At 48.4% G+C, this 23,217-nt stretch carries 21 protein-coding genes; 20 read left to right on the top strand and 1 reads right to left on the bottom strand.

Annotated elements, in window-relative coordinates:
* The first annotated feature begins 8 nt into the window (after positions 1-8).
* The 15 genes from AC0TWI_RS11005 to AC0TWI_RS10935 all read left to right on the top strand — a co-directional run bounded on the left by AC0TWI_RS11005 (position 9) and on the right by AC0TWI_RS10935 (position 17,756).
* On the top strand, positions 9-2,093 hold the full coding sequence (locus tag AC0TWI_RS11005) for a heavy metal translocating P-type ATPase (protein ID WP_488126398.1): 2,085 nt from the start codon (positions 9-11) through the stop codon (positions 2,091-2,093).
* Positions 2,094-2,155: 62 nt separating this feature from the next.
* Positions 2,156-2,857 carry a response regulator gene (locus tag AC0TWI_RS11000; RefSeq protein WP_488126397.1) on the top strand — a complete coding sequence of 234 codons (702 nt, stop codon included), beginning with the start codon at positions 2,156-2,158 and terminating at the stop codon, positions 2,855-2,857.
* A gap of 2 nt (positions 2,858-2,859) precedes the next feature.
* Entirely contained in the window at positions 2,860-4,635 is a 1,776-nt protein-coding gene (gene pnpS, locus AC0TWI_RS10995) for a two-component system histidine kinase PnpS (protein ID WP_488126396.1), read from the top strand.
* A 538-nt stretch (positions 4,636-5,173) separates the two neighbouring features.
* Positions 5,174-6,073 carry a phosphate ABC transporter substrate-binding protein gene (locus AC0TWI_RS10990; RefSeq protein ID WP_488126395.1) on the top strand — a complete coding sequence of 300 codons (900 nt, stop codon included), beginning with the start codon at positions 5,174-5,176 and terminating at the stop codon, positions 6,071-6,073.
* Between the two features lie 142 nt (positions 6,074-6,215).
* The gene (gene pstC, locus AC0TWI_RS10985; protein WP_488126394.1) at positions 6,216-7,148 is read left to right on the top strand and encodes a phosphate ABC transporter permease subunit PstC; all 933 of its coding nucleotides are present in this window, start codon (positions 6,216-6,218) and stop codon (positions 7,146-7,148) included.
* Positions 7,145-8,029: a phosphate ABC transporter permease PstA gene (pstA, locus tag AC0TWI_RS10980; RefSeq protein WP_488126393.1), complete on the top strand. Its 885-nt coding sequence runs from the start codon at positions 7,145-7,147 to the stop codon at positions 8,027-8,029. The genes pstC and pstA overlap by 4 nt, the downstream gene beginning before the upstream one ends.
* 16 nt (positions 8,030-8,045) lie before the next feature.
* Positions 8,046-8,873, top strand: a complete 828-nt coding sequence (pstB, locus tag AC0TWI_RS10975; protein WP_488126392.1) for a phosphate ABC transporter ATP-binding protein PstB — start codon at positions 8,046-8,048, stop codon at positions 8,871-8,873.
* Positions 8,874-8,902: 29 nt separating this feature from the next.
* The gene (pstB, locus tag AC0TWI_RS10970) at positions 8,903-9,673 is read left to right on the top strand and encodes a phosphate ABC transporter ATP-binding protein PstB (RefSeq protein ID WP_488126423.1); all 771 of its coding nucleotides are present in this window, start codon (positions 8,903-8,905) and stop codon (positions 9,671-9,673) included.
* A 178-nt stretch (positions 9,674-9,851) separates the two neighbouring features.
* The gene (locus AC0TWI_RS10965) at positions 9,852-10,493 is read left to right on the top strand and encodes an HD domain-containing protein (protein WP_488126391.1); all 642 of its coding nucleotides are present in this window, start codon (positions 9,852-9,854) and stop codon (positions 10,491-10,493) included.
* A gap of 51 nt (positions 10,494-10,544) precedes the next feature.
* Complete coding sequence (locus AC0TWI_RS10960; protein ID WP_488126390.1) at positions 10,545-10,784, top strand: CsbA family protein; 240 nt, start codon at positions 10,545-10,547, stop codon at positions 10,782-10,784.
* Between the two features lie 102 nt (positions 10,785-10,886).
* Positions 10,887-11,132, top strand: coding sequence for a DUF2164 domain-containing protein (locus tag AC0TWI_RS10955; RefSeq protein ID WP_488126389.1), 246 nt, complete (start codon positions 10,887-10,889; stop codon positions 11,130-11,132).
* 216 nt (positions 11,133-11,348) lie between these two features.
* Positions 11,349-13,325: an excinuclease ABC subunit UvrB gene (gene uvrB, locus AC0TWI_RS10950; protein ID WP_488126388.1), complete on the top strand. Its 1,977-nt coding sequence runs from the start codon at positions 11,349-11,351 to the stop codon at positions 13,323-13,325.
* A 7-nt stretch (positions 13,326-13,332) separates the two neighbouring features.
* The gene (uvrA, locus tag AC0TWI_RS10945; RefSeq protein ID WP_488126387.1) at positions 13,333-16,221 is read left to right on the top strand and encodes an excinuclease ABC subunit UvrA; all 2,889 of its coding nucleotides are present in this window, start codon (positions 13,333-13,335) and stop codon (positions 16,219-16,221) included.
* A gap of 57 nt (positions 16,222-16,278) precedes the next feature.
* A complete protein-coding gene (locus AC0TWI_RS10940) occupies positions 16,279-17,403 on the top strand; it encodes a DUF4097 family beta strand repeat-containing protein (RefSeq protein ID WP_488126386.1) in 1,125 nt (374 codons plus the stop codon).
* Between the two features lie 2 nt (positions 17,404-17,405).
* Positions 17,406-17,756, top strand: coding sequence for a phage holin family protein (locus AC0TWI_RS10935; RefSeq protein ID WP_488126385.1), 351 nt, complete (start codon positions 17,406-17,408; stop codon positions 17,754-17,756).
* A 788-nt stretch (positions 17,757-18,544) separates the two neighbouring features.
* Here the strand turns inward: AC0TWI_RS10935 and AC0TWI_RS10930 are convergent.
* Positions 18,545-19,090, bottom strand: a complete 546-nt coding sequence (locus AC0TWI_RS10930) for an N-acetylmuramoyl-L-alanine amidase family protein (protein ID WP_488126384.1) — start codon at positions 19,088-19,090, stop codon at positions 18,545-18,547.
* 192 nt (positions 19,091-19,282) lie between these two features.
* Between AC0TWI_RS10930 and hprK the strand changes: the two genes are divergently transcribed.
* The 5 genes from hprK to AC0TWI_RS10905 are packed head-to-tail and all read left to right on the top strand — an operon-like array spanning position 19,283 to position 23,202.
* Complete coding sequence (hprK, locus tag AC0TWI_RS10925) at positions 19,283-20,218, top strand: HPr(Ser) kinase/phosphatase (protein ID WP_488126383.1); 936 nt, start codon at positions 19,283-19,285, stop codon at positions 20,216-20,218.
* Positions 20,219-20,231: 13 nt separating this feature from the next.
* On the top strand, positions 20,232-21,044 hold the full coding sequence (lgt, locus tag AC0TWI_RS10920) for a prolipoprotein diacylglyceryl transferase (protein WP_488126382.1): 813 nt from the start codon (positions 20,232-20,234) through the stop codon (positions 21,042-21,044).
* An 18-nt stretch (positions 21,045-21,062) separates the two neighbouring features.
* Entirely contained in the window at positions 21,063-22,004 is a 942-nt protein-coding gene (locus AC0TWI_RS10915; RefSeq protein WP_488126381.1) for a nucleoside recognition domain-containing protein, read from the top strand.
* Complete coding sequence (ppaX, locus tag AC0TWI_RS10910) at positions 22,001-22,654, top strand: pyrophosphatase PpaX (protein WP_488126380.1); 654 nt, start codon at positions 22,001-22,003, stop codon at positions 22,652-22,654. Before AC0TWI_RS10915 ends, ppaX begins: the two co-directional genes overlap by 4 nt.
* Entirely contained in the window at positions 22,651-23,202 is a 552-nt protein-coding gene (locus AC0TWI_RS10905; RefSeq protein WP_488126379.1) for an acyltransferase, read from the top strand. Before ppaX ends, AC0TWI_RS10905 begins: the two co-directional genes overlap by 4 nt.
* Positions 23,203-23,217 lie beyond the last annotated feature (15 nt).

The raw sequence follows: 23,217 nt of genomic DNA, 5'->3' as shown, positions 1-23,217 counted from the left end.
TGAAAAGGATGGCCGAATACAAATTGCAGGGCCTTTCCTGCGCCAATTGTGCCAGAGAAATGGAAGAAGAAATTCAGAAGCTTGAACATGGAGACGATGCAAAAATTCTTTATAATTCAAGTAAGCTTCTTGTTTCTGAAAAAGTGAAAATGAAAGAGGTTGAAAAAATATTAGCGGGCGATGGGGCAAAAATAGTTCAAACAGAAGAAGCGGAACATGCACACGACCATGACCATGCCGGAGTCAAGCGCCTGATCTGGCTGCTCGGCCTATCAGCGGTTTTATTCGCAGCAGCGATCGTAACCGATAAGTTCGGTCCCGAACCCGCAGCGATTGCCCTGTATGTAGCTGCCGCCGCCTTGAGCGGGTATTCAACTTTCCTCAAGGGTTTGAAGAATTTAATCAAATTCAAATTTAATATCGACACGTTGATGACAATTGCTCTTATCGGTGCCTTCAGTATCGGCGAATGGAAGGAAGGTACCCTCGTTGCGATCCTCTTCGGGGTCAATGAATACCTCGAAGGACTTGGCATGGCAAGAGCCCGGAAATCAATGGAAACGTTAATGGAAGTCGCCCCGAAGGAAGCGACCATCCTCGTCGGCGGAGAGACGAAAACAATAAAAATTTCGGACCTCAAAATCGGGGACATCGTCCTTGTCAAAGCTGGTGACAAGATTCCTTCCGACGGTCTCGTCACTTCGGGAAAAAGTTCTGTTAATGAAGCCCCGATTACTGGTGAGTCAATGCCTGTCGACAAAACGCAAGGAGAAAGTGTATTTGGCGGCAGCATCAACAATGAAGGCGTGCTTGAGGTGAAAATTACAAAGGTGTATGAGGACTCCTCCCTCGCCAAGATTTTGCACCTTGTTGAAGAAGCGCAGGAGACGAAAACACCGACTGAGCAGTTTATCAATCGTTTCGCCCGTTACTATACACCGCTCATTATGGCGATTGCCCTTGCTGTAATCGTTATTCCTCCGCTGTTCGGCGGAGCTTGGGAAGATTGGCTTTATCAAGGTCTTGCTGTTCTGATCGTCGGCTGTCCATGCGCCTTGATCATTTCTTCACCGATAGCAATTGTGTCAGGAATTGCCCGCAATGCGCGGAATGGCATACTGGTAAAGGGTGGCGTCTTTCTTGAACAGCTCGGGAAAATTGACACGATTGCCTTTGATAAAACGGGGACGCTCACAAAGGGAGAGCCTCATGTCGAAGAAATGTTCAAGTATGATGACAAATTTTTAAGTGTGGCAGCGAGCATTGAAAAACTCTCTTCTCACCCTCTGGCGCTGGCCGTCACAAAAAAGGCAGAAGCAGAAGGAGCCGCGGTTATGGATGTGAATGATACAGATACCATTCCGGGCAAAGGGGTAAAAGCAGTTGTCGCTGGAGAGGAATACTGGATTGGCAACGAATCTGTCATTCCAGCCTCCGCTATGACATCAGAGGTTCAACGGGATATCGAAAAGCTGAAAGCAGGCGGTCATACGCTAGTAGCTGCCGCATCCAAGGATCGCGTGCTTGGCCTGTTCGGCATCGGGGATGAAATTCGCCCGGAAAGCCGGGACATTATCGGCGGGCTGCGCAAAGCCGGCATCAAAAACACGGTCATGCTGACCGGGGACCATCGAGGAACAGCCGAAAAAATTGCCAAGGAAACCGGCCTGACAGACTACTATGCTGAACTGCTACCTGATATGAAGGTCGAAAAGATCAAAGAGCTCGAAACACGGGGAACAGTAGCGATGGTAGGAGACGGAATCAACGATGCACCAGCTTTGGCGACAGCAGATATCGGAATTGCGATGGGGAAAGGGGCTGCCAGTGCGATTGAAACAGCGGATGTCGTCCTCATGCAGGACCATTTAGGCAAGCTGCCTTCCGCCGTTAAAATCGCCAAAAGAGTCAACTCTGTTATCAAGTTGAACATCTCTCTTGCACTCGGTTTGAAAATAATTGCGCTATTATTGACGATTCCTGGTTTATTGACGCTCTGGATTGCGATATTATCAGATATGGGGGCGACTGTACTCGTAACATTGATTAGCTTAACGATCTTACTTGAGAAAAAGTCGCCGAATCACGCATAACCTAGCACACAGGCCTGCCCAGGCCTGTGTATTGGGTTTTTCAAGAGCTGAGGAGGATGGGGATGGACAAAATTCTTGTTGTCGATGACGAGCCGTCAATTGTTAAATTGTTGCAATTTAATTTGGAGAAGGCTGGATTTCAAGTCATTACTGCAAATGACGGATTGGCAGGTTTGAAACGGGCAATGGAAGAAAGCCCGGATCTGATTGTGCTGGATTTGATGCTGCCGGGAATGGAAGGCATGGATGTGTGCAAAACACTGAGGCAGGAAAAGGTTTTGACGCCGATTTTAATGCTGACAGCAAGAGACGATGAATTTGATAAGGTGCTTGGCCTTGAACTTGGGGCAGATGACTATTTGACAAAGCCGTTCAGTCCAAGGGAAGTCGTTGCAAGAGTGAAAGCAATCTTGCGGAGGACGAACAGGGAAGAGGAACCAGTACTGACGGATGATGCGGAGACGGTTATCAGGATCGGAGAGATTTCCATCTATCCGGCTCAATACGAGGCTTTTCTTAAGGGAGAAAAATTAGAACTTACTCCGAAGGAATTTGAATTGCTGCTTTACTTGGCCAATCATCATGGCAAAGTGTTGAATCGCAATCAGCTCCTTGATGCGGTTTGGAATTATGACTTTGCGGGAGATTCGCGAATCGTTGATGTCCATATCAGTCATCTCAGGGAAAAAATTGAAGAAGATACGAAGCAGCCAATTTATATTAAGACTGTCCGCGGATTTGGCTACAAGTTGGAAAAACAATAACGATGCATAAGCTATGGATTCGAATGACGTTCTCATTTTTACTGTTAATCTTTCTCATCTTGCTTGCCAGCGGCTTTTTCTTGGCCGAGCTTGCGAAAACTACATACTTTGATATGAAAGAGAACCAGCTTTACCAAAACGCCACCCTGGCTAAAAAGGCGTTGGCCATCAGCGGAACCGGTCTCGATGAAGCAGACCTAAAAAGCAAGGTGACACAGTTGGCGGGTAAGGATACGCCGAGGATCACCATTGTTGATGAGGATGGCAAGGTGCTGGCCGACTCGCTTGAAGAACCTGAAACGATGGGGAATCATGCGGCCAGGCCGGAATTCCAGTCAGTTCTAAAGCAAGGAAAAGTGAAAGGCGTCTCCATCCGGCATAGCGATACGCTTGGAACTAGCATGATGTACGTGACAGTCCCTGTATACGAAGGGAATGATCTTACTGGTGCGATTCGGACGTCGATCACACTGGACCATGTCGAGAAAGTCGTGAGGAAGTTATGGGTCACCTTGACGCTCGTTCTTTTGACGGCTCTGCTACTGACAGCAATCGTCGGCATGAGGCTTGCGAAGGGGATCTCAAGCCCGATTGAGGAAATGATCGCTGTTTCAGAGAAGCTTGATAAACAGGACTTCTCCGCGCGAGTCCGTACGCAGCCCAAAGGCGAACTTGGCCAGCTTGCTGAGGCGATTAACAACCTTGCTTCCAATCTGAAGCGGCAAATGAAAACGATCAGTGAAAATGAGCATCAGCTTAAAGGCGTTCTGGAAAACATGATGAGCGGCGTTTTACTTGTAAACAAAAAAGGGAAAATCCAGCTTGTCAACCGGGCCATGTCCGATATGCTAGGTGCAGATGAGGATGCGCTCATCGGAAAGCTTCATGCGGAGGCCGGTAAAAGTGCAGGTCTCAGTCTGTTAATCGACCGCTGCCTGAAAAGCGGCAAAGAGATTAAAGAAGAGATTCACTTGTATACACCAGAGGAAAGAATTTTGAATGCTCATCTTGCTCCCTATCTCGATGATCAAAATGAGATGAGGGGCATTATCGCCGTCTTGCATGATATCACGGATATTCGGAGGCTGGAAAAGATGAGGAGCGAATTCGTTGCTAACGTTTCCCACGAGTTGCGAACGCCGATCACTTCCGTGAAAGGATTTGCCGAGACACTCTTGGATGGAACGCTGGAAGATGAGGAATTGCTCCGCAGCTTTTTGACCATCATCTATGATGAAAGCGAGCGGCTTCATCGATTGATCAATGATATTCTGGATCTGTCGAAAATCGAACAGCATCGTGAGCCGCTTGCGATTGAATCGGTTAATCTGACCGAGGCTCTATTCGGAACGGTTGAGCTTGTGAAAGAGAAAGCGGCGAAAAAAGGAATCATCCTTTCGCTTCCCCCGAAAAAAGCGGTCATCATGGAAGGGGAGAAGGATCGGATTCAGCAAATCTTGCTCAATCTTTTCTCCAATGCGATTTCTTATACGAGCCAAAATGGGCAAGTGACGGTAACGCTTGAAGAAGGCGAGGGTTCGATCGAATTGAAGATTGCCGACAACGGGATCGGCATTTCCAAGAAAGACCTGCCGCGGATATTTGAGCGCTTTTATCGGGTGGACAGAGCCAGAACCCGAGATTCCGGAAGTACCGGACTAGGCCTGGCAATTGTAAAACACCTTGTTGACGCTCATCACGGCACAATCAAGGTGGAGAGTGAAGAGGGGAAAGGGACAGCCTTCATCATCACTTTCCCGAAAAAACAACCTGAATAAAGTCTTATAGTAAGCAGGGGGAGAAAAACGATATGTTTTTCTCCTCCTGCTTTTCTTTTTTCTAATTGCGGGAGGCCTTCAAAGAAAAGTTCGTTCCTATTCAAGAAAAGACACCTGAAGAGCTTTGTTTTGGTTTTCCTCCGGTGTCAAAGAGCCGGATAGAAACCTGTAGATATGTAAATTAGAACCTTTCCGGTATCAAAGAGCCCGATAGCCACTTGAAGAAATGTAAATAGGAAAACTTGCGGTGTCAAAGAACCGCATAGATACCAAAAGAAAAGGATTGTTGTTTACTCCCCGTATCAAACCTACCGTCCAATCACTTTCTTCCACCAAAACCTTAATAAATCGAACTCTTTATTAGCTTAAAAACAAAGGGCTGTCATAGAAAATCAGTTGACCCTGACTTTCTGGACCGCCTTTTTGAACTTCATCATTTCTTTACAATTCATTAACGACAGGTTCACCGGGATTTAAAATGAAAGTTTTATAGTGAAGTTGCAAGGGAGAAAGAAAAAATAGAAAGCGGGGATCGAAAATGAAGAAGTTCATCGGAGCAATCAGTTTGGCAATGGCGATTTTTTTCGTCGCAGCTGGATGCAGCAGCAATGAAACAAAGACGGAAGCAAAACAGGCTGAAAAGGGTGCAGAAGAAATTTCAGGTTCGATCACGGCAGTCGGCTCTAGCGCATTGCAGCCATTGGTCGAAGCAGCTGCCCAGCAGTTTACCGCTGAAAATCCAAAAGCGCAGATTAATGTACAAGGCGGCGGCAGTGGTACTGGTTTGAGCAAAATTAGTGAAGGTGCCGTTGACATTGGAAACTCTGATATTTTTGCTGAAGAGAAAGATGGAATTGATGCTTCTAAATTAAAAGATCATAAAGTAGCCGTAGTCGGAATGGGACCAGTCGTTCATCCGGAAGCCGGCGTCAAAGATATTACGCAAGATCAGTTGATTGATATTTTCACAGGAAAAGTTACGAATTGGAAAGATGTCGGCGGAGCAGACCAGGAGATTGTCGTCATCAACCGCGCACAAGGTTCAGGTACACGGGCAACTTTTGAACAGTTCGGTTTAAAAGGCGAAACGCCGATCGAAGCACAGGAGCAGGATTCTTCCGGAACGGTTAAAAAGATTGTCAGCGAAACTCCAGGAGCAATTAGCTACTTGGCATTCTCCTACTTTGATGACTCCATTACTGCATTGTCGCTTGATGGAAAAGCACCGAATCAGGAAAATGTCGAGACAGATGAATGGAAAATCTGGGCTTACCAGCATATGTACACAAATGGTGAAGCAGACGGCGTAGCGAAGGCATTCATCGAGTACATCCTTTCAGAGGAGATCCAGGCTAGCCTGCTTCCGGAAATGGACTATCTTCCTGTAACGGGAATGAAGGTCGAAAGGGATGCTGAAGGAAACGTAACTAAAAAATAATCTTCATTTCAACCCCCTGTGAAATGATAGATGAGACGAGGCTCTTCCCGGGCAACATCACTGGCCGCGGGAGGAGCCTGGTCATTCGTTAAACGGATGAAAGGCAAGACTGAGCCTAAAAGGATGAAAGGAAGAACGAGCAATGAATCGTACCGAAAACCCGATGGCTGAACTCTTGCTTCGGCCAAGTGCAAAAGCAAAAAAAGAACGAAATGGAAAGCTGGTCACACTGGCCGCCGTGGCAATTGTCATCGCCCTCGCCTTTTCTATCTGCTATTTCATTGCAGCGAAAGGGCTGTCTACCTTTTTTGTGAACAATGGGAGTTTGTCAGACTTTTTATTCGGAAGGAAGTGGAATCCTGCTGCTTTAAGCGAAGCGGGAAAACCTTTGATTGGGGCATTTCCGTTTATCTTCGGTTCCTTTGCGGTCACACTTCTCTCTGCTTTAATTTGTGCCCCCATTGCAATCGGGGCAGCCATTTTCTTGACCGAGATTTCTCCCCAATTCGGAAAACGGCTTTTGCAGCCGGTTATGGAGATGCTGGTGGGAATCCCTTCAGTCGTATATGGATTCATCGGGCTGACTGTCATTGTCCCGCTGATGAGGGAATATTTTTCAGGCAGCGGTTTCGGTATAGCGGCTGGAACGGTCGTGCTGTCTGTCATGATTCTGCCGACGATTGCAAGTCTTTCTGCTGATGCCATCAAAGCCGTTCCGCAAAATCTGAGAGAAGCGTCCTACGCGCTCGGTGCCACACGCTGGCAGACAATTTGGCGGATTGTCGTGAAAACGGCCCGGCCCGGTTTGCTGACGGCCGTTATCTTCGGTATGGCCCGGGCATTTGGCGAAGCACTTGCGGTCCAGATGGTTATCGGTAATTCTGCTGTCATCCCGGGTTCGCTGTTTGAGCCGGCGTCCACTTTGACAAGCATGCTGACGATGGGAATGGGGTACACGGTGCTTGGCCAGACAGAAAACAATGCCCTTTGGTCACTCGCTCTCGTGCTGCTCTTGATGTCTCTGTTTTTCATCATCTGTATTCGCATGATCGGAAGGAGAAGTGCAGGAAAATGAAAGCAAAATCAGCGGATAAACTGGCAACCGTCATTTTGACAGGTATCGCCTGCTTTATCGTTCTATTGTTGGCTGGCATGTTCTCATATATTTTGTATAACGGTCTGCCAAAGCTCTCCTGGAGCTTCATCACCTCGCCGCCGCAAATATTCAAAGCGGGCGGAGGGATTGGCCCACAATTGTTCAATTCGTTTTATATACTCGTTTTGACGATGATCATTTCGATTCCGATTTCACTAGGAGCCGGCATTTATTTGGCAGAATATGCGAGGAAGAACTGGCTGACGGACACGATCCGGACGATGATTGAAGTCCTGTCTTCCTTGCCGTCGATTGTAGTGGGTTTGTTCGGTTTCCTCTTCTTCGTCATTTGGATGGGATGGGGCTTCTCCATTTTATCGGGTGCCCTCGCTCTAAGTGTGTTCAATTTGCCGCTGATGGTACGTGTTGTGGAAGATTCCATCCGCAACGTTCCGGCGAGCCAGCGCGAGGCTGGCCTTGCCCTCGGCGTATCGAGATGGGAAACGATCGTTTCGGTCATCCTTCCTGCCGCTCTGCCGGGGATTATCACAGGTGTCATCCTTGCCTCCGGCCGAGTATTCGGCGAAGCGGCTGCTCTCATCTATACCGCAGGCATGAGCAGTCCGGCCCTGGATTTTGCCAATTGGAACCCGCTCTCCGCCACTTCCCCGCTTAACCCGCTGCGGCCGGCGGAAACATTAGCCGTCCACATCTGGAAAATCAATGGAGAAGGGATTATGCCCGATGCGCAGGCCGTGTCCGACGGCGCTGCTGCACTGCTAATCATCGGCATTCTCCTGTTTAATGCAGGTGCAAGGCTGCTTGGAAAATTTGTCTACAAAAAAATGACTTCATCTTGATAAGGAGGAATGCACGATGGCGGTAAGTTTACGGGAAAGAAAAGAAACGTTCATACCCGATTTGTCCGTGGAACTGAGGAAGATAGCAGCACAAAACGCACTCGCAACGGAGTCCCTGTCTGTTTATTACGGGGAAAAAACAGCTGTCCGGGAAGTGTCGCTTTCTTTTCCAGAGAAATGCGTCACTTCATTGATAGGGCCCTCGGGCTGCGGCAAATCAACCTTTTTGCGAAGTCTTAACAGAATGAACGATGAAATTACCGGATGCCGTTCAGAAGGGCGGATTCTTTATAAAGAGGTAGATATCAATCAGGATAATGCCAATTTGTTTGAAATCCGCAAAAGGATCGGTATGGTTTTCCAAAGGCCGAATCCATTCGCCAAATCGATTTTTGAGAATATCGCATTTGGACCAAGGCATCACGGGATCAAACGGAAGGATGAGTTGGAAGCGATCGTGGAGATGAGCCTGCGGCAGGCAGCGCTTTGGGATGAAGTGAAAGATAAGCTCGGCCAATCGGCAATCTCCCTTTCCGGCGGGCAGCAGCAGCGTCTTTGTATCGCAAGGAGTCTCGCGGTCAAACCGGATGTCCTGCTGCTGGATGAGCCGGCATCGGCGCTTGATCCGATTTCAACGGGGAAAATTGAGGAGCTGATCGGGGAACTGGCCCGTGAGTATACAGTCATTATTGTGACGCATAACATGCAGCAGGCTGCGAGAATCTCCGACTACACTGCTTTTTTCTACATGGGCAACCTGATTGAGCACGGCAGGACAGTTGAGCTGTTCGCGAAACCGCGCCTTAAGCAGACTGAAGACTATATTACCGGCCGTTTCGGCTGAGGGGGCAGAAATTAATGAATGTACTGCAAATGGCCGACGCCCGGCCGACAACTGCCATCAAAACAGAAAATCTTGATTTTTACTATGGCAAGTTCCATGCGCTGAAAAAAATCAATTTGGATTTGAAAAAAAATGAGGTAACAGCGCTCATCGGTCCTTCCGGCTGTGGGAAGTCGACGTTTCTCCGGACAATCAACCGGATGAATGATCTGTACTCGTCGAGCCGGGTTGAAGGAGAGATCACGGCCTTTGGCAAAGATATATATGGGCCGGAAGTTGATGTTTCCCAGCTGCGAAAGAAGATCGGAATGGTGTTCCAGCAGCCGAATCCTTTCCCGGTATCGATCTATGACAATATTGCTTACGGTCCTCGGCTCCATGGCCGCCCATCCAAGCGCGAATTGGATGAGAAGGTGGAAACCTGCCTGAGAGCAGCGGCCCTCTGGGATGAAGTGAAGGATGACTTGAAGAAATCGGCAATGGGACTGTCGGGCGGCCAGCAGCAGCGTCTTGTACTGGCGAGGGTGCTGGCAGCAGAACCGGAAATCATTCTGATGGATGAACCAACATCTGCGCTTGACCCGATTTCCACGATGAAACTGGAAAAGCTGATTGCTGAGCTGAAGAAAGAGTACACGATTATTATCGTCACCCATAACATGCAGCAAGCAGCAAGAGTCTCCGGCGAAACTGCCTTTTTCTATCAGGGTGAAGTCGTCGAATTCAACGAAACCGATAGGATGTTCAATCGTCCTGCCAAGAAACAGACAGAAGATTATATATCCGGCCGGTTTGGCTGACAGGGACCTTCCGATTTGGAGGTCTTTATTTTTGTCTAGCGGCCTTTCCCATGGTAAAGTGAATGACTAACAAGCACTGTCTTTGTGCATAAGATAGAAAAAGGGACAACGTTTAGCTTGCTTGCCAGGCAGGGTAAATGATTGCAAGCACGATCATACGTATGGGTGGTGAAAGAATATGGGAGTCCATCATTATTTTAAGAGTCTATCGGATTTGGAGAAGATCTATCGCTGTCCAGGCAAGTTCAAATTCCAGGAACATTCTGTCGCGAGCCATTCCTTTAAAGTGACAAAAATTGCCCAGTTCCTCGGCACGGTCGAAGAATCGGCAGGAGAAAAGGTCGACTGGCGGCTTTTATATGAGAAAGCGCTGAACCACGATTATGCGGAGCTGTTCACGGGTGATATCAAAACCCCGGTTAAATACGCGTCCAAAGAGTTGAAGCGGCTTTTCAGTGAAGTCGAGGAAGAAATGACAAAAAAGTTCGTCGAAAAAGAATTTCCCCCTCAATTCCAATCCATCTACTTGGAAAGATTCAAAGAGGGGAAAGACGAGTCGATGGAAGGAAGGATCCTGTCGGTTGCGGATAAAATCGACCTGCTTTATGAATCTTTTGGAGAAATTCAGAAGGAGAACCCTGAGCCATTGTTCTTGGAAATCTATGAGGAAGCACTCAGCACAATTCTTTTATTCAAGGATATGAACTGTGTCAAATACTTTTTGGATGAAGTGCTGCCGGATATGCTAACAGAAAGGTTTATCGAACAAAGTGAGCTGACGGTCATTACAGAGAAAATGATCGAGGACAGTGGAAAATAAAACTTGCACTTTAGACGGATTTCGGGAAAAATTGGATTGAGGTGGTAACCGGTGATCGATAAAGTGATCTCTGCGATTTTTTTACCGGCCATTCTGGTCGTATTTTTTACAAGGGTGACGTATAGCCGGACTGTCGGCTTTGTGCTGACGGTCGCCTTGATCCTAGTCTCTGCTTACAATGGCTATTTGCATACGTGGTGGCTCGTTCTTGTCGACGCGGCTTCTTTAACGGCCGGATTGTTTTTCGCCAACCGGATGACAAAGAAAAAAGGGAAGAAAAAAAGCGCTTGATGAAAAGAGGACAATCTTTTCATGAGGCGTTTTTTGCTGAAGGACAAATATGCCAACCATGCTATGATAGATGGAGCCTCAAAGGGAAAGGGGGATGAAGCGATGTTGATGCCAAAGCTTTCAGCCGAGAAAAAACGCGGGATGATCCGCGAGATACAGGAATTTTTTCTTGAAGAGCGGGGAGAGGAAATTGGTGAATTGGCGGCAGAAGTGGTATTTGATTTTGTAAAGGACCGCCTCGGGCCTGTGTTTTACAATAGCGCTATCTCAGATGCGAGGGAGATGGCCGAACAGCATATGCAAGGTTTGGAAGAGGACCTGTATGCCCTGCAAAAAGAAGATTCGTGAGAAGGAAGGACTGGAACGGCATTGTCGTGTCCAGCCTTTTTTTATGAAAAAAAGACGAAAATACGTTCGCTTTTTGTTGGTTATTGAGCCTGGCGTTGTGGTAAAATAAGAATATATGTAATTCTTGAAGAAGAATGGATCATAATGGGGTCAAAGCCATTTTATATAGATTTATATCGTTGTTAGCAATCGTTGATGATGAAGGGGGATTGCACTGTGAAAAACCAGTTCCAAATTTTTTCGAAGTATACACCTTCAGGCGACCAGCCGAAAGCGATCGACCGTCTCGTTGCTGGCCTGAATAAAGGTGAGAAGTATCAAACTTTGCTCGGAGCAACAGGTACCGGAAAAACGTTTACTGTTTCGAATGTGATTAAGGAAATAAACAAACCGACGCTTGTCATCGCACATAACAAAACGTTGGCCGGCCAGCTGTACAGTGAATTCAAGGAGTTTTTCCCGAACAATGCGGTCGAATACTTTGTCAGCTACTACGATTATTACCAGCCTGAAGCCTATGTGCCGCAGACAGATACGTATATCGAGAAGGATGCCAGTATCAATGATGAAATTGATAAGCTCCGTCACTCGGCCACATCGTCGCTTTTTGAGCGGCGCGATGTTCTGATCATCGCCAGTGTCTCCTGCATTTACGGTCTCGGTTCCCCGGAAGAGTACCGAGAGCTCGTTGTCTCGCTCCGGACAGGAATGGAAATGGAGCGGAACCAATTGCTAAGGAAAATGGTGGACATCCAGTATGCGCGAAATGACATCGACTTTCAGCGCGGGACATTCCGGGTCCGCGGCGATGTAGTAGAAATCTTTCCGGTTTCCCGGGATGAGCATTGTATCAGGATCGAATTTTTTGGTGATGAAATCGACCGGATCCGGGAAGTTGATGCACTGACCGGCGAAATCATCGGGGACCGCGATCATGTCGCCATCTTCCCGGCGTCCCACTTCGTTACCCGCGAAGATAAATTGCGAATTGCGATTGACAACATAGAGATAGAGCTTGAAGAAAGACTGAAAGAGCTCCGCGATAACGACAAGCTGCTTGAAGCGCAGCGCCTTGAGCAAAGAACACGGTACGACTTGGAAATGATGAGGGAAATGGGGTTCTGTTCAGGGATCGAGAATTACTCCCGCCATCTGACATTGAGGGAAGCGGGCGCCACTCCGTATACACTGCTCGATTATTTCCCAGACGACTTCCAGATTGTCATTGACGAATCGCATGTTACGCTTCCGCAGATCCGCGGCATGTACAACGGGGACCAGGCGCGCAAGCAGGTGCTCGTTGATCATGGCTTCCGTCTTCCGTCAGCCCTTGATAACCGGCCGCTTAAGTTCGATGAGTTCGAGAAGCATATCAATCAGATCATTTTTGTCTCCGCTACGCCGGGACCTTTTGAGCTTGAGCATACGCCGAACATGGTGGAGCAGATCATCCGTCCGACAGGGTTGCTCGATCCTACTATCGATGTCCGTCCGATTGAGGGGCAGATTGATGACCTCATCGGCGAGATATCGGAACGGACAGCGAAAAACGAGCGGGTGCTCATCACGACATTGACGAAGAAGATGTCCGAAGACCTGACGGATTACTTGAAGGAGATTGGGGTAAAAGTTCAATACTTGCACTCGGAAATCAAAACGTTGGAACGGATCGAGATTATCCGCGACCTCCGACTCGGAAAATACGATGTGCTCGTGGGGATCAACTTGCTCCGGGAAGGGCTCGACATTCCGGAAGTGTCGCTTGTCGCCATCCTGGATGCCGATAAAGAAGGCTTCCTCCGGTCCGAGCGCTCACTGATCCAGACAATTGGACGCGCCGCCCGGAACTCGAACGGGCATGTCATTATGTATGCAGACAAAATGACGGACTCGATGGAGAAGGCGATCAGTGAAACGAAGAGGCGGCGGATGGTGCAAAAAGCATACAATGAGGAACACGGCATCACGCCGATGACAATCCAGAAGGAAGTCAGGGATGTCATCCGTGCAACCGTCGCAGCAGAGGAAACCGAAGACTACAGCGTACAAACAAAGAAAAAGCTGACAAAGAAAGAAAAAGAGAAACTGCTTGCCACAATGGAGAAGGAGATGAAAGATGCGGCCAAAGCGCTTGATTTTGAGCGGGCTGCCCAGCTCCGTGATGCCATTTTGGAGATGAAAGCGGAAGGATGAACAATCTATGGCTATGGAAAAGATCGTTGTTCAGGGCGCAAGAGCCCATAATCTGAAAAATATTGATGTAACCATTCCGCGCGACAAGCTTGTTGTACTGACAGGGCTGTCCGGTTCGGGGAAATCCTCGCTTGCCTTTGACACCATTTATGCGGAAGGGCAAAGAAGGTACGTTGAATCCTTGTCCGCTTATGCCCGTCAGTTCCTGGGACAGATGGATAAGCCGGATGTTGATAAGATTGAGGGGTTGTCCCCAGCTATTTCGATTGACCAGAAAACGACGAGCAGAAATCCGCGCTCGACAGTCGGGACGGTAACGGAGATATACGATTACCTTCGCCTGCTGTATGCCAGAGTCGGCCGGCCAATCTGTCCTGTGCATGGGATTGAGATCTCATCACAGACGATCGAGCAAATGGTCGACCGTATTATGATTTATCCTGAGCGGACGAAGCTGCAGGTGCTTGCTCCGATCATTTCGGGTCGCAAAGGCGCACATGTGAAAGTGCTGGAAGACATTAAGAAACAAGGCTTTGTCCGTGTCCGGGTTGATGGCGAGATGCTTGATCTTAGTGAAGAGATCAACCTTGAGAAAAATAAAAAACACTCGATCGAAGTCGTTGTTGACAGGATCGTTGTGAAAGAGGGTACCGAGGCCAGGCTTGCTGATTCCCTTGAAACGGCACTCGGCCTCGGCGACGGTAAGGTGATCATCGATGTAATCGGAGAGGAAGAATTGCTGTTCAGCGAACGGCATGCGTGCCCGGAGTGCGGCTTTTCAATTGATAAGCTGGAGCCGCGGATGTTCTCCTTCAACAGCCCTTTCGGCGCGTGCCCTGAATGTGACGGGTTGGGTTCAAAGCTTGAAGTCGACCCGGAGCTTGTTATTCCAGACTGGAATTTGTCGCTGAACGAAAATGCGATTGTTCCATGGACACCAGTGAGTTCTCAATATTATCCGCAGCTGCTGAAAACCGTCTGCAAGCATTACGGCATTTCGATGGACACACCTGTAAAGGACCTGCCGAAAAATGATATGGATAAAATTCTCTACGGCTCAAGCGGAGAACTGATTCATTTTCGGTACCGGAATGAATTTGGACAAGTGCGTGACAGCAAAATCCGCTTTGAGGGTGTACTGCAAAATGTCGAGCGCCGCTATCGGGAAACGAGTTCCGACTATGTACGTGAACAGATGGAAAAGTACATGGCGGAACAGCCATGCCCGCGTTGCCGCGGCTACCGCTTAAAAGAAGAGAGCCTCGCTGTCAAAATTAATGGAAAGCATATCAGTGAAACAACAAATTTTTCTGTTACTGAAGCCGAACAATTTTTCAATGGTCTTGAATTGACAGAGAAGGAGATGCAGATTGCCAACCTGATTTTGAGGGAGATTAACGAGCGTCTCGGTTTCCTTGTTAATGTCGGCCTTGATTATCTGACTTTAAGCCGCGCTGCCGGTACGTTGTCGGGCGGAGAGGCCCAGAGGATCCGGCTCGCAACCCAGATCGGCTCCCGCCTGACGGGTGTGCTTTATATATTGGATGAGCCGTCTATCGGCCTCCATCAGCGGGACAATGACAGGCTGATCGATACCCTGAAAAACATGCGGAATATCGGAAACACTTTGATTGTTGTTGAACATGACGAGGATACGATGCTAGCGGCGGATTATTTGATAGATATCGGGCCAGGCGCGGGCGTTCATGGCGGGGAAATCGTTTCTCTCGGTACTCCACAGGAAGTGATGGATGACCCTGCGTCGCTTACAGGCCAATATTTATCAGGGAAGAAATTCATCCCGCTGCCTGCCGAACGAAGGAAACCTGACGGAAGGTACCTGGAAATCAAAGGTGCAAAGGAAAACAACCTGAAGAATGTCAATGCCAAGTTCCCGCTCGGGACATTTGTTGCTGTCACCGGTGTTTCAGGCTCTGGAAAATCGACGCTCGTCAATGAAGTGATGCAAAAAGCACTCGCCCAGAAGCTGCAGAGAGCAAAGGCAAAGCCGGGTGCTTTTAAAGAAATAAAAGGGATCGAGCATCTCGAGAAAGTCATCGACATCGACCAGTCGCCGATCGGAAGGACGCCGAGATCGAATCCTGCCACATATACAGGCGTATTTGATGACATCCGCGATATTTTCGCGTCCACCAATGAGGCGAAGGTACGGGGATACAAAAAAGGACGCTTCAGTTTTAACGTCAAGGGCGGAAGGTGTGAAGCGTGCCGGGGCGACGGCATCATCAAAATCGAGATGCATTTTTTGCCGGATGTTTATGTGCCTTGTGAGGTCTGTCACGGAAAAAGGTATAACCGTGAAACACTCGAAGTAAAATATAAAGGGAAAAATATTGCGGATGTGCTCGATATGACAATCGAAGATGCATTGGAGTTCTTTGAGAACATCCCCAAAATCCGCAGGAAGCTGCAGACCATTGCCGATGTGGGGCTCGGATACGTCAAAATGGGCCAGCCGGCGACGACATTGTCGGGTGGAGAAGCACAGCGTGTGAAACTTGCCTCCGAACTGCACCGCCGCAGCAATGGACGTACGCTTTATATTCTCGATGAACCGACAACGGGACTTCATGCCGACGATATTAGCCGGCTGCTGGATGTTTTGCAGCGGCTCGTGGAAAACGGCGATACCGTACTCGTGATTGAACATAATCTCGATGTAATCAAGACAGCCGATTATATCGTCGATCTCGGTCCGGAGGGCGGGGATAAAGGTGGAACCATTGTCGCAAAAGGGACACCGGAACAGGTAGCTGCCGTCCCGGAAAGCTATACAGGCCGTTACCTCAAGCCAATTCTTGAACGGGACCGCCAAAGAATGAAAGAACGGATCCGCCAGCATGAGGCGGCCTCAACCGGCTCCTCAATCGAGTGAAACCTATTATGGGTTCCAATCGTATACCATGATAGCGAAGGAAAAGGAGGAACCGATATGAATAATGAACGAAAGAAAATTCTTGAGATGGTTCAATCAGGAAAGCTGAGCGCCCAGGAAGCGATCATCCTTTTGGAGGCGTTGGAGGGTAAGAGCGGCGGCGAGGTGCAGCCGGCTGTGCCGGCAGTGAGGGAAGAAGCCGATCGTTCACAAGGCAGCCAAAACACCGGCGAAAGCCAAGGCTCGTCAAAGAAAAAGGATGACGATATTTATTCTCAGTTTGAGAATGCTGGAGAAAAAATTTATGACTTTGTCAATCAGGCATTCAAGAAGATCAAAAATATGGATTTGCAATTCACACAGTCGATTGATGTGACCCATGTCTTCCAGCAAAGCGCGGAAGAGATCGACAGAATTGAGATCGATGTGGCCAACGGTCCGGTCCGTCTTGTTTCTTGGGAACAGGATGAAGTAAGGGTCGAATGCCAGGCAAAAGTATACCGCTCTGAAGATGTGGATGCAGCAAGGACATATTTTTTGGACAACACGATTTTCAAAGTTTCAAACGGCTTCCTTCACTTTGGCACCCAATCCAAATGGATGAAAGTCGACGCGGTCATTCATGTACCGGCCAAACAATACCGGAAGATTGCTGCTAGGATTTTTAATGGCGGCATCACAATCGAAGGTTTTGATTGCAGCCAATTGTCTGTCAAGACGTCGAATGGAAAGGTGGAGGGATCCAGACTTTCCGGTGAACATTTTGACATTGAGACAGTCAATGGCCAAATTTCGCTGAGTGACTCGCACTCAGATCGTCTTGAAGCGGAGACAGTAAACGGGGCGATTGATGTGTCGGGTAAAATCCATGCAGCGGAACTGCAATCTTTCAATGGAAACATTTCTTGCAAGCTTGAGGATGATTCCGCATATAAGGTCGAAGCCAAGGCGGTGACTGGCAATATTGCTGTCGCTGTCCAGGAAACGGCGGCAATCGATGGCGACATCCGCTCCAATCTCGGCAGCTACAAGCTTGAACTTGAAGAAATCAACATCCTTCATGAGAAAAAGGAATTGATTCAAAAACAAGTGACATTTAAGCGGACTGGCAGCACGGAAAAGACGCTTCATCTGCTTGCGGATACAAAGACCGGTACCGTGACCATTTCAAAGGCTGACTGAACATGAGATGGCTGATTGGCGTCTTGATCAACGCTGTGCTCTTTCTTGCTTTTGCCGGTTATTTTGATGGTGTTGAAGTTTCAGGATTTGGTGCTGCGATCGGTGCGAGCATCGTACTTTCCATCTTGAACATGATTGTCCGGCCGATCTTGATTGTTCTTACATTTCCGGTGACCATTCTCTCATTCGGACTTTTCCTGTTCGTCATCAATGCGCTGACGTTGATGATGACTGACTCAATCATGGGTGACAGTTTTACGATTGACGGCTTCGGACTGACATTTCTGATTGCGCTGCTTATGTCATTCGTGAACCTGATCATCCAGAAAACGATATTAGACCCGAAAAAATAGACATGAAGCGTCATGACGCTCTGTATATCTATGAATAAAACGGTGGTCGTCCAATAACTCACAAAAAAAGTAGAAGAGACTGGACCAATTTACCGAGACTACTGAAAAGTCCATACTGGAACCGAAAAAACGAGAAGGGGAGTGATTCCCAGTCTCGTTTTTTTGCTTTGAACCTGTGGATCTGTGTCGAGGAGGACGCTCCCCCGGGGTCTCACCAATCGAGTTTTAATCCGAAGGACCTAGAACTATCTACAGCTACAAGCATTTCACAAAGGAAGGACAAGGCTGGAGACCAAACGTGGACGTTCTATTTTAATATCGAAAAGTGCAAGGTCTGCCCGCTCAGGAAGCCTGCTACAAGGAAGTGGCCAAGAGCAAAGCCTATTCGGTAACACTGAATCCCCGGAACAAAGGGTTGAATGTGGTGGAGTATTTTTCAATTCCCTAAAAGGGAGTGATGTTTTCAGTTTATTCTATTGGAAGGCTGAGCATTTTCCGTCCGATTGCCTGGGCCGCTGCATGGAGTGCAGGGGCCGACTCCTCGAAAAGGCTCTGCCTTTCCTTCGTGAGCTGCTCATTCGTAGAAGCTATTTCTGGGTCCTGTGGGAATAGCATGGGCCTTGAGGAAGGCGCGAAGCGTCTGAGGAGGCTCAAGCCATGCCTGCGGAAAGCGTGCCCCGGTACGAAAAGCAACAGACACCGCGAATTGGTTTTGCATAACAAAGAAATAGGGCTGTCACAGAAAGGTCGGTTTTCACTGACTTTCAGGACTGCCCTGTTCTTTTTTGTTATAACCCGTAATGCGAGATGATAGCTAAAGCGATTGCATCGGCGCATTGCTGACGGTAGGGAGCGGATGCAAGCAGTGCCGCTTCCTGCTTGTTTGTCATAAATCCGCATTCAATGAGGACAGCTGTCATTTTTGTTGCGCGAAGCACATAGAAGTCTGCGGTTTTTACACCTCTGTCTTTTCTTTTTGTCATCTCGATCAGTCTTTGCTGAATTCGCTTTGCCAGGTTCAATGCATCATGCGGCCTGCTTTGATGGATATATGTTTCAATCCCTTCAGCCGAGTTCCATCCAGCCCCGAATGCATTGGCATGGATGGAAATGAAACAGTCTGCGCCGATCCTGTTCGCAAGTCTTGTGCGTTCAGCAAGCGGGACATCTTTGTCAGCTGCATGCGTGTAGCGGACAGACACACCCGGCCTTTTTGCCAACCGTGCACCCACTCCCTTAGCAACCGCTTCATTGAAAGAAAACTCCCTCATCCCGGCTGGACTTCGCTTGCCGGGCGTTTCAGGACCATGGCCAGCATCAAGTACAATGATCATTACGCTTCCTCCCTCTCTTTTCAATCATTTACCACATAGCAGAGCGTTTTAAAAAAGGTCACCCTTCCTTTCACCGATTTGCCGATTATCCCGGAATGCGCCGTTTCCCTTTAGTCGCAGAAATGCTAAAATAGAAAAATGAGTTGAAAGCCGGTTATCTGTGAAAATCCGGCTGGATAAGGAGTGATTCTCTTGGCAAAGGTGAAGACGGAAGACATTATCAAGGAATTTAACCTTGAGCTGATCAGCGGAGAAGAGGGGATTCACCGTCCGATCATAACGAGCGATATTTCCAGGCCTGGCTTGGAAATTGCCGGATTTTTTAATTATTATCCTGCAGAGCGGATTCAGCTGCTTGGCAGAACGGAAATCAAATTCAGCGAACGCCTGCTGCAGAGCGAGCGGAGAGAGAGAATGGAAAGGCTCTGTGAGGACATTACACCAGGTATTATCATTTCCAGGGGGCTGGATGTTCCAGCTGAACTAATTGAAGCGGCAGAACGCAATTCGGTCCCGGTCATGCGGACACCGATGAAAACGACAGGGTTTTCAAGCCGCCTTACATATTACCTGGAGAGCCGGCTGGCACCGACAACGGCGGTTCACGGTGTGCTTGTAGAAATTTTCGGCGTCGGTGTGCTTATTACCGGTCAGTCTGGAGTGGGAAAAAGTGAAACAGCATTGGCGCTTGTGGAGCGGGGACACCGCCTGATTGCTGATGATTGTGTAGAAATCCGCCAAGTGGACATGGACAGCCTCGTCGGCACTGCTCCTGACCTGCTGGAACATATGCTGGAAATCAGAGGGCTCGGCATCATCAATGTGATGACGCTATTTGGCGCGGGTGCTGTCAGGACGCATAAACGGATTTCACTTGCCATCCATCTGGAGCTATGGGATGCGGACAAGCATTACGATCGGTTGGGCCTCGATGAGGAAAAGATGAAAATCATCGACACGGAAATCACCAGGCTGACGGTACCCGTCCGTCCGGGCCGTAACCTGGCTGTCATCATCGAAGTGGCTGCAATGAACTTCCGTCTGAAAAAGATGGGGGTTAATGCAGCTGAGCAATTCACCGACCGGCTTTCGCAAGTGATCCAAGAAGGCAGCAATGATGAACAGTAAAGGAGGTTTTTAAATGGTAAGTATGATCCAGCCGCTTAATCCGATCGCCTTTAAGCTCGGACCGCTTCAAGTCCACTGGTACGGGCTGATCATCGGCTTCGGAATTGCTCTTGCTCTTTGGCTCGCCATAAGAGAAAGTGAGAAACTCGGGCTGAACAAGGACATATTTCCGGACTTAATGATCTGGGCCATCCCGATTGCGATTCTCAGCGCACGTATTTATTATGTGCTCTTCCAATGGGACTACTATTCCCAGCATCCGGGCGACATCATTAAGATATGGGAAGGCGGAATTGCGATTCACGGTGCATTGATCGGCGCTGTCATTACCGCGGCGATTTATGCAAAATCCAAAGGCGTATCGTTCTGGAAAATCGCCGATATTGCAGCGCCAAGCCTTATCCTTGCCCAGGGAATTGGCCGCTGGGGCAATTTCATGAATCAGGAAGCTCATGGAGGAGAAGTGACAAGGGGCTTTTTGGAAAACTTGCATTTGCCGAAATGGCTAGTAGACCAAATGTACATAAACGGCGCGTATTATCATCCGACTTTTTTATATGAGTCTGTTTGGAATTTGGCAGGCTTTGTTATTCTCATACTGCTTCGAAAAGTAAATTTGCGTCGCGGGGAAATGTTTCTTTCCTATGTCATCTGGTATTCGTTCGGCCGCTTTTTCATTGAGGGAATGCGAACGGACAGCCTCATGCTGACGAGCAGCTTGCGGATTGCCCAGGTGATTTCCCTGTTCCTGATGGCGGTGGCAATCGTAATCTGGATTTACCGGAAGAAAACAGGTATGGCCAACAAGAGATATGACGAATTATAAAATCAGGAGAGAATGCGCATGTGGCAATCAACCATAAAAAATGGCGGCGTTACGGGATTACGGACAACGTGGACATTAGGCAAAATCATTTTTCCGGTCACACTTGCCATTGTCATTCTTCAGCACACTCCTGTCCTGCCGTGGCTGATAGAATTTATCGCACCGGCAATGAAGCTGATCGGTTTATCCGGAGACGCGGCCATTCCGCTTGTATTGGGGAATGTGCTCAATTTGTATGCAGGCATCGCCGGTATTTTGTCTTTGGAATTAACGGTAAAAGAAGTTTTCATCATCGCTTTGATGATGTCGGTTGCGCATAATTTGTTTATTGAATCAGCGGTCGCGGCGAAGGTCGGAGTGAAAATCCGGCTCGTTTTGGCGGTCCGGTTAGGCTTGGCGCTGATAGCGGCAGTCGTGGTGAACCTGGTCTGGCAAGGAGGCGGGGAAATTGCCCAGTACGGTGTAATCGCAGCCGAAGAAGAGCTCACTGCAGGAGCGATTCCCATTCTCATGCTCGCCCTGAAAAAAGCATTTCTCGGGGTAGCTCAGCTTGCGCTGATTGTCATCCCGCTCATGGTCGGGATTCAGTTTTTAAAGGATTACAAATGGATTGATGTCTTTTCGCGCTGGATGTCGCCATTTACCAGGCTGCTCGGAATGAAGGAAAATACTTCGACTACGATGGCCGCGGGTCTCGTGTTTGGGCTCGCGTACGGTGCGGGGGTTATGATTCAAGCGGTGAAAGAAGACGGAGTCAGCAAAAAAGACGCCACATTGGCTGTTATTTTTCTCGTAGGCTGCCACGCAGTTATCGAGGATACGCTGATATTTGTTCCGCTCGGAATCCCGGTATGGCCGCTTCTGCTTATTCGCCTCATGACCGCAGTCGGCGTCACGTTACTCGTCTCGCTTCTCTGGAGGCGAGCTGATTTTGCAAAAGAAAGGAATGTAGCCTCATGAACCAACCGATTACTACAATATTATTTGACTTGGACGGAACACTTGTTGATACAAATGAATTGATTGTCCAGTCGTTTTTGCACACGCTCGGCCAATATTACCCAGGCCGTTACAAACGGGAGGATATCACCCCGTTCATGGGACCGACACTCCATGAAACATTTGGCAGCATTGATCCCGACCGGGTGGAAGAGATGGTGGAAATCTACCGGAAATTTAATTATGAGCAGCATGATCTCCTCGTAAAGGAATTTGAGGGAGTGTTTGAAACGGTGCAAAATCTGGATCAAAACGGCTATAAGCTTGCCATCGTTTCAACGAAGATCCGATCGGTTGTTTTAAAAGGGCTTGAACTGACCAACCTGGCACAGTTTTTCGATGTCGTCATCACTTTGGATGAAGTGGAACATGCCAAGCCGGATCCGGAGCCACTGATGAAGGCGCTGGATGCGCTAGGTTCGAAACCGGAAGAGGCAGTCATGGTCGGTGACAGCATGCATGATATGCTGGGCGGAAAAAATGCCGGAACCTATACTTGCGGCGTGGCCTGGTCACTGAAAGGGAGAGAATACCTCGAGACATTCGAACCCGATTTCATCCTTGAAAAAATGCCCGATTTACTTGATATCGTCGGAGTCGGCGGAAAGTGAGAAGGACGGAGCGCTTTCCTGTCTCAGGCGCCAATTCCCTATGGCATGTATACGAAACGGTGCCGTTCTGGAAAGTCGTGAAAAATTTCATCGTCATCCAGATGGCCCGCTATACGCCGTTTTTAGGACTGAAAGCTTGGATGTACCGCGTTTTTCTGAAAATGGAAATCGGTGAGCAGTCCTCTTTTGCGCTGATGGTCATGCTTGATGTGATGTTCCCAGAAAAAATCAGCGTTGGGAGAAATACTGTTATCGGCTATAATACGACAATTCTGGCTCACGAATATCTTATAGAGGAATACCGTCTTGGCCGTGTTGAAATCGGCGACGAAGTGATGATCGGTGCCAATACGACAATATTGCCCGGCGTCCGGATCGGCAGCTGTTCCATCGTCTCAGCGGGTACACTCGTCCATAAGGATGTCCCGGAAGGCTCATTTGTCGGCGGTAACCCGATGCGGATCATATACACGAAAGAGGAATTGGCGGCAAGGTGGGCCGACGACCCGATCTATGGCAGAAAGGGCGGCAAGGAACCCGTATCTTAATTGATGCGGGTTTTT

This window comes from Lederbergia sp. B243.17 (assembly GCF_057657925.1).
Note: the sequence above shows the minus strand (reverse complement) of the source record. Positions and strands in the feature narration are given on the sequence as shown.

Coding starts and splice junctions, on each gene's coding strand:
- AC0TWI_RS11005 (WP_488126398.1), top strand. CDS start 9: ATGGCCGAATACAAATTGCAGGGCCTTTCCTGCGCCAATTGTGCCAGA.
- AC0TWI_RS11000 (WP_488126397.1), top strand. CDS start 2,156: ATGGACAAAATTCTTGTTGTCGATGACGAGCCGTCAATTGTTAAATTG.
- pnpS (WP_488126396.1), top strand. CDS start 2,860: ATGCATAAGCTATGGATTCGAATGACGTTCTCATTTTTACTGTTAATC.
- AC0TWI_RS10990 (WP_488126395.1), top strand. CDS start 5,174: ATGAAGAAGTTCATCGGAGCAATCAGTTTGGCAATGGCGATTTTTTTC.
- pstC (WP_488126394.1), top strand. CDS start 6,216: ATGAATCGTACCGAAAACCCGATGGCTGAACTCTTGCTTCGGCCAAGT.
- pstA (WP_488126393.1), top strand. CDS start 7,145: ATGAAAGCAAAATCAGCGGATAAACTGGCAACCGTCATTTTGACAGGT.
- pstB (WP_488126392.1), top strand. CDS start 8,046: ATGGCGGTAAGTTTACGGGAAAGAAAAGAAACGTTCATACCCGATTTG.
- pstB (WP_488126423.1), top strand. CDS start 8,903: ATGGCCGACGCCCGGCCGACAACTGCCATCAAAACAGAAAATCTTGAT.
- AC0TWI_RS10965 (WP_488126391.1), top strand. CDS start 9,852: ATGGGAGTCCATCATTATTTTAAGAGTCTATCGGATTTGGAGAAGATC.
- AC0TWI_RS10955 (WP_488126389.1), top strand. CDS start 10,887: ATGTTGATGCCAAAGCTTTCAGCCGAGAAAAAACGCGGGATGATCCGC.
- uvrA (WP_488126387.1), top strand. CDS start 13,333: ATGGCTATGGAAAAGATCGTTGTTCAGGGCGCAAGAGCCCATAATCTG.
- AC0TWI_RS10940 (WP_488126386.1), top strand. CDS start 16,279: ATGAATAATGAACGAAAGAAAATTCTTGAGATGGTTCAATCAGGAAAG.
- AC0TWI_RS10935 (WP_488126385.1), top strand. CDS start 17,406: ATGAGATGGCTGATTGGCGTCTTGATCAACGCTGTGCTCTTTCTTGCT.
- AC0TWI_RS10930 (WP_488126384.1), bottom strand. CDS start 19,090: ATGATCATTGTACTTGATGCTGGCCATGGTCCTGAAACGCCCGGCAAG.
- lgt (WP_488126382.1), top strand. CDS start 20,232: ATGGTAAGTATGATCCAGCCGCTTAATCCGATCGCCTTTAAGCTCGGA.
- AC0TWI_RS10915 (WP_488126381.1), top strand. CDS start 21,063: ATGTGGCAATCAACCATAAAAAATGGCGGCGTTACGGGATTACGGACA.
- ppaX (WP_488126380.1), top strand. CDS start 22,001: ATGAACCAACCGATTACTACAATATTATTTGACTTGGACGGAACACTT.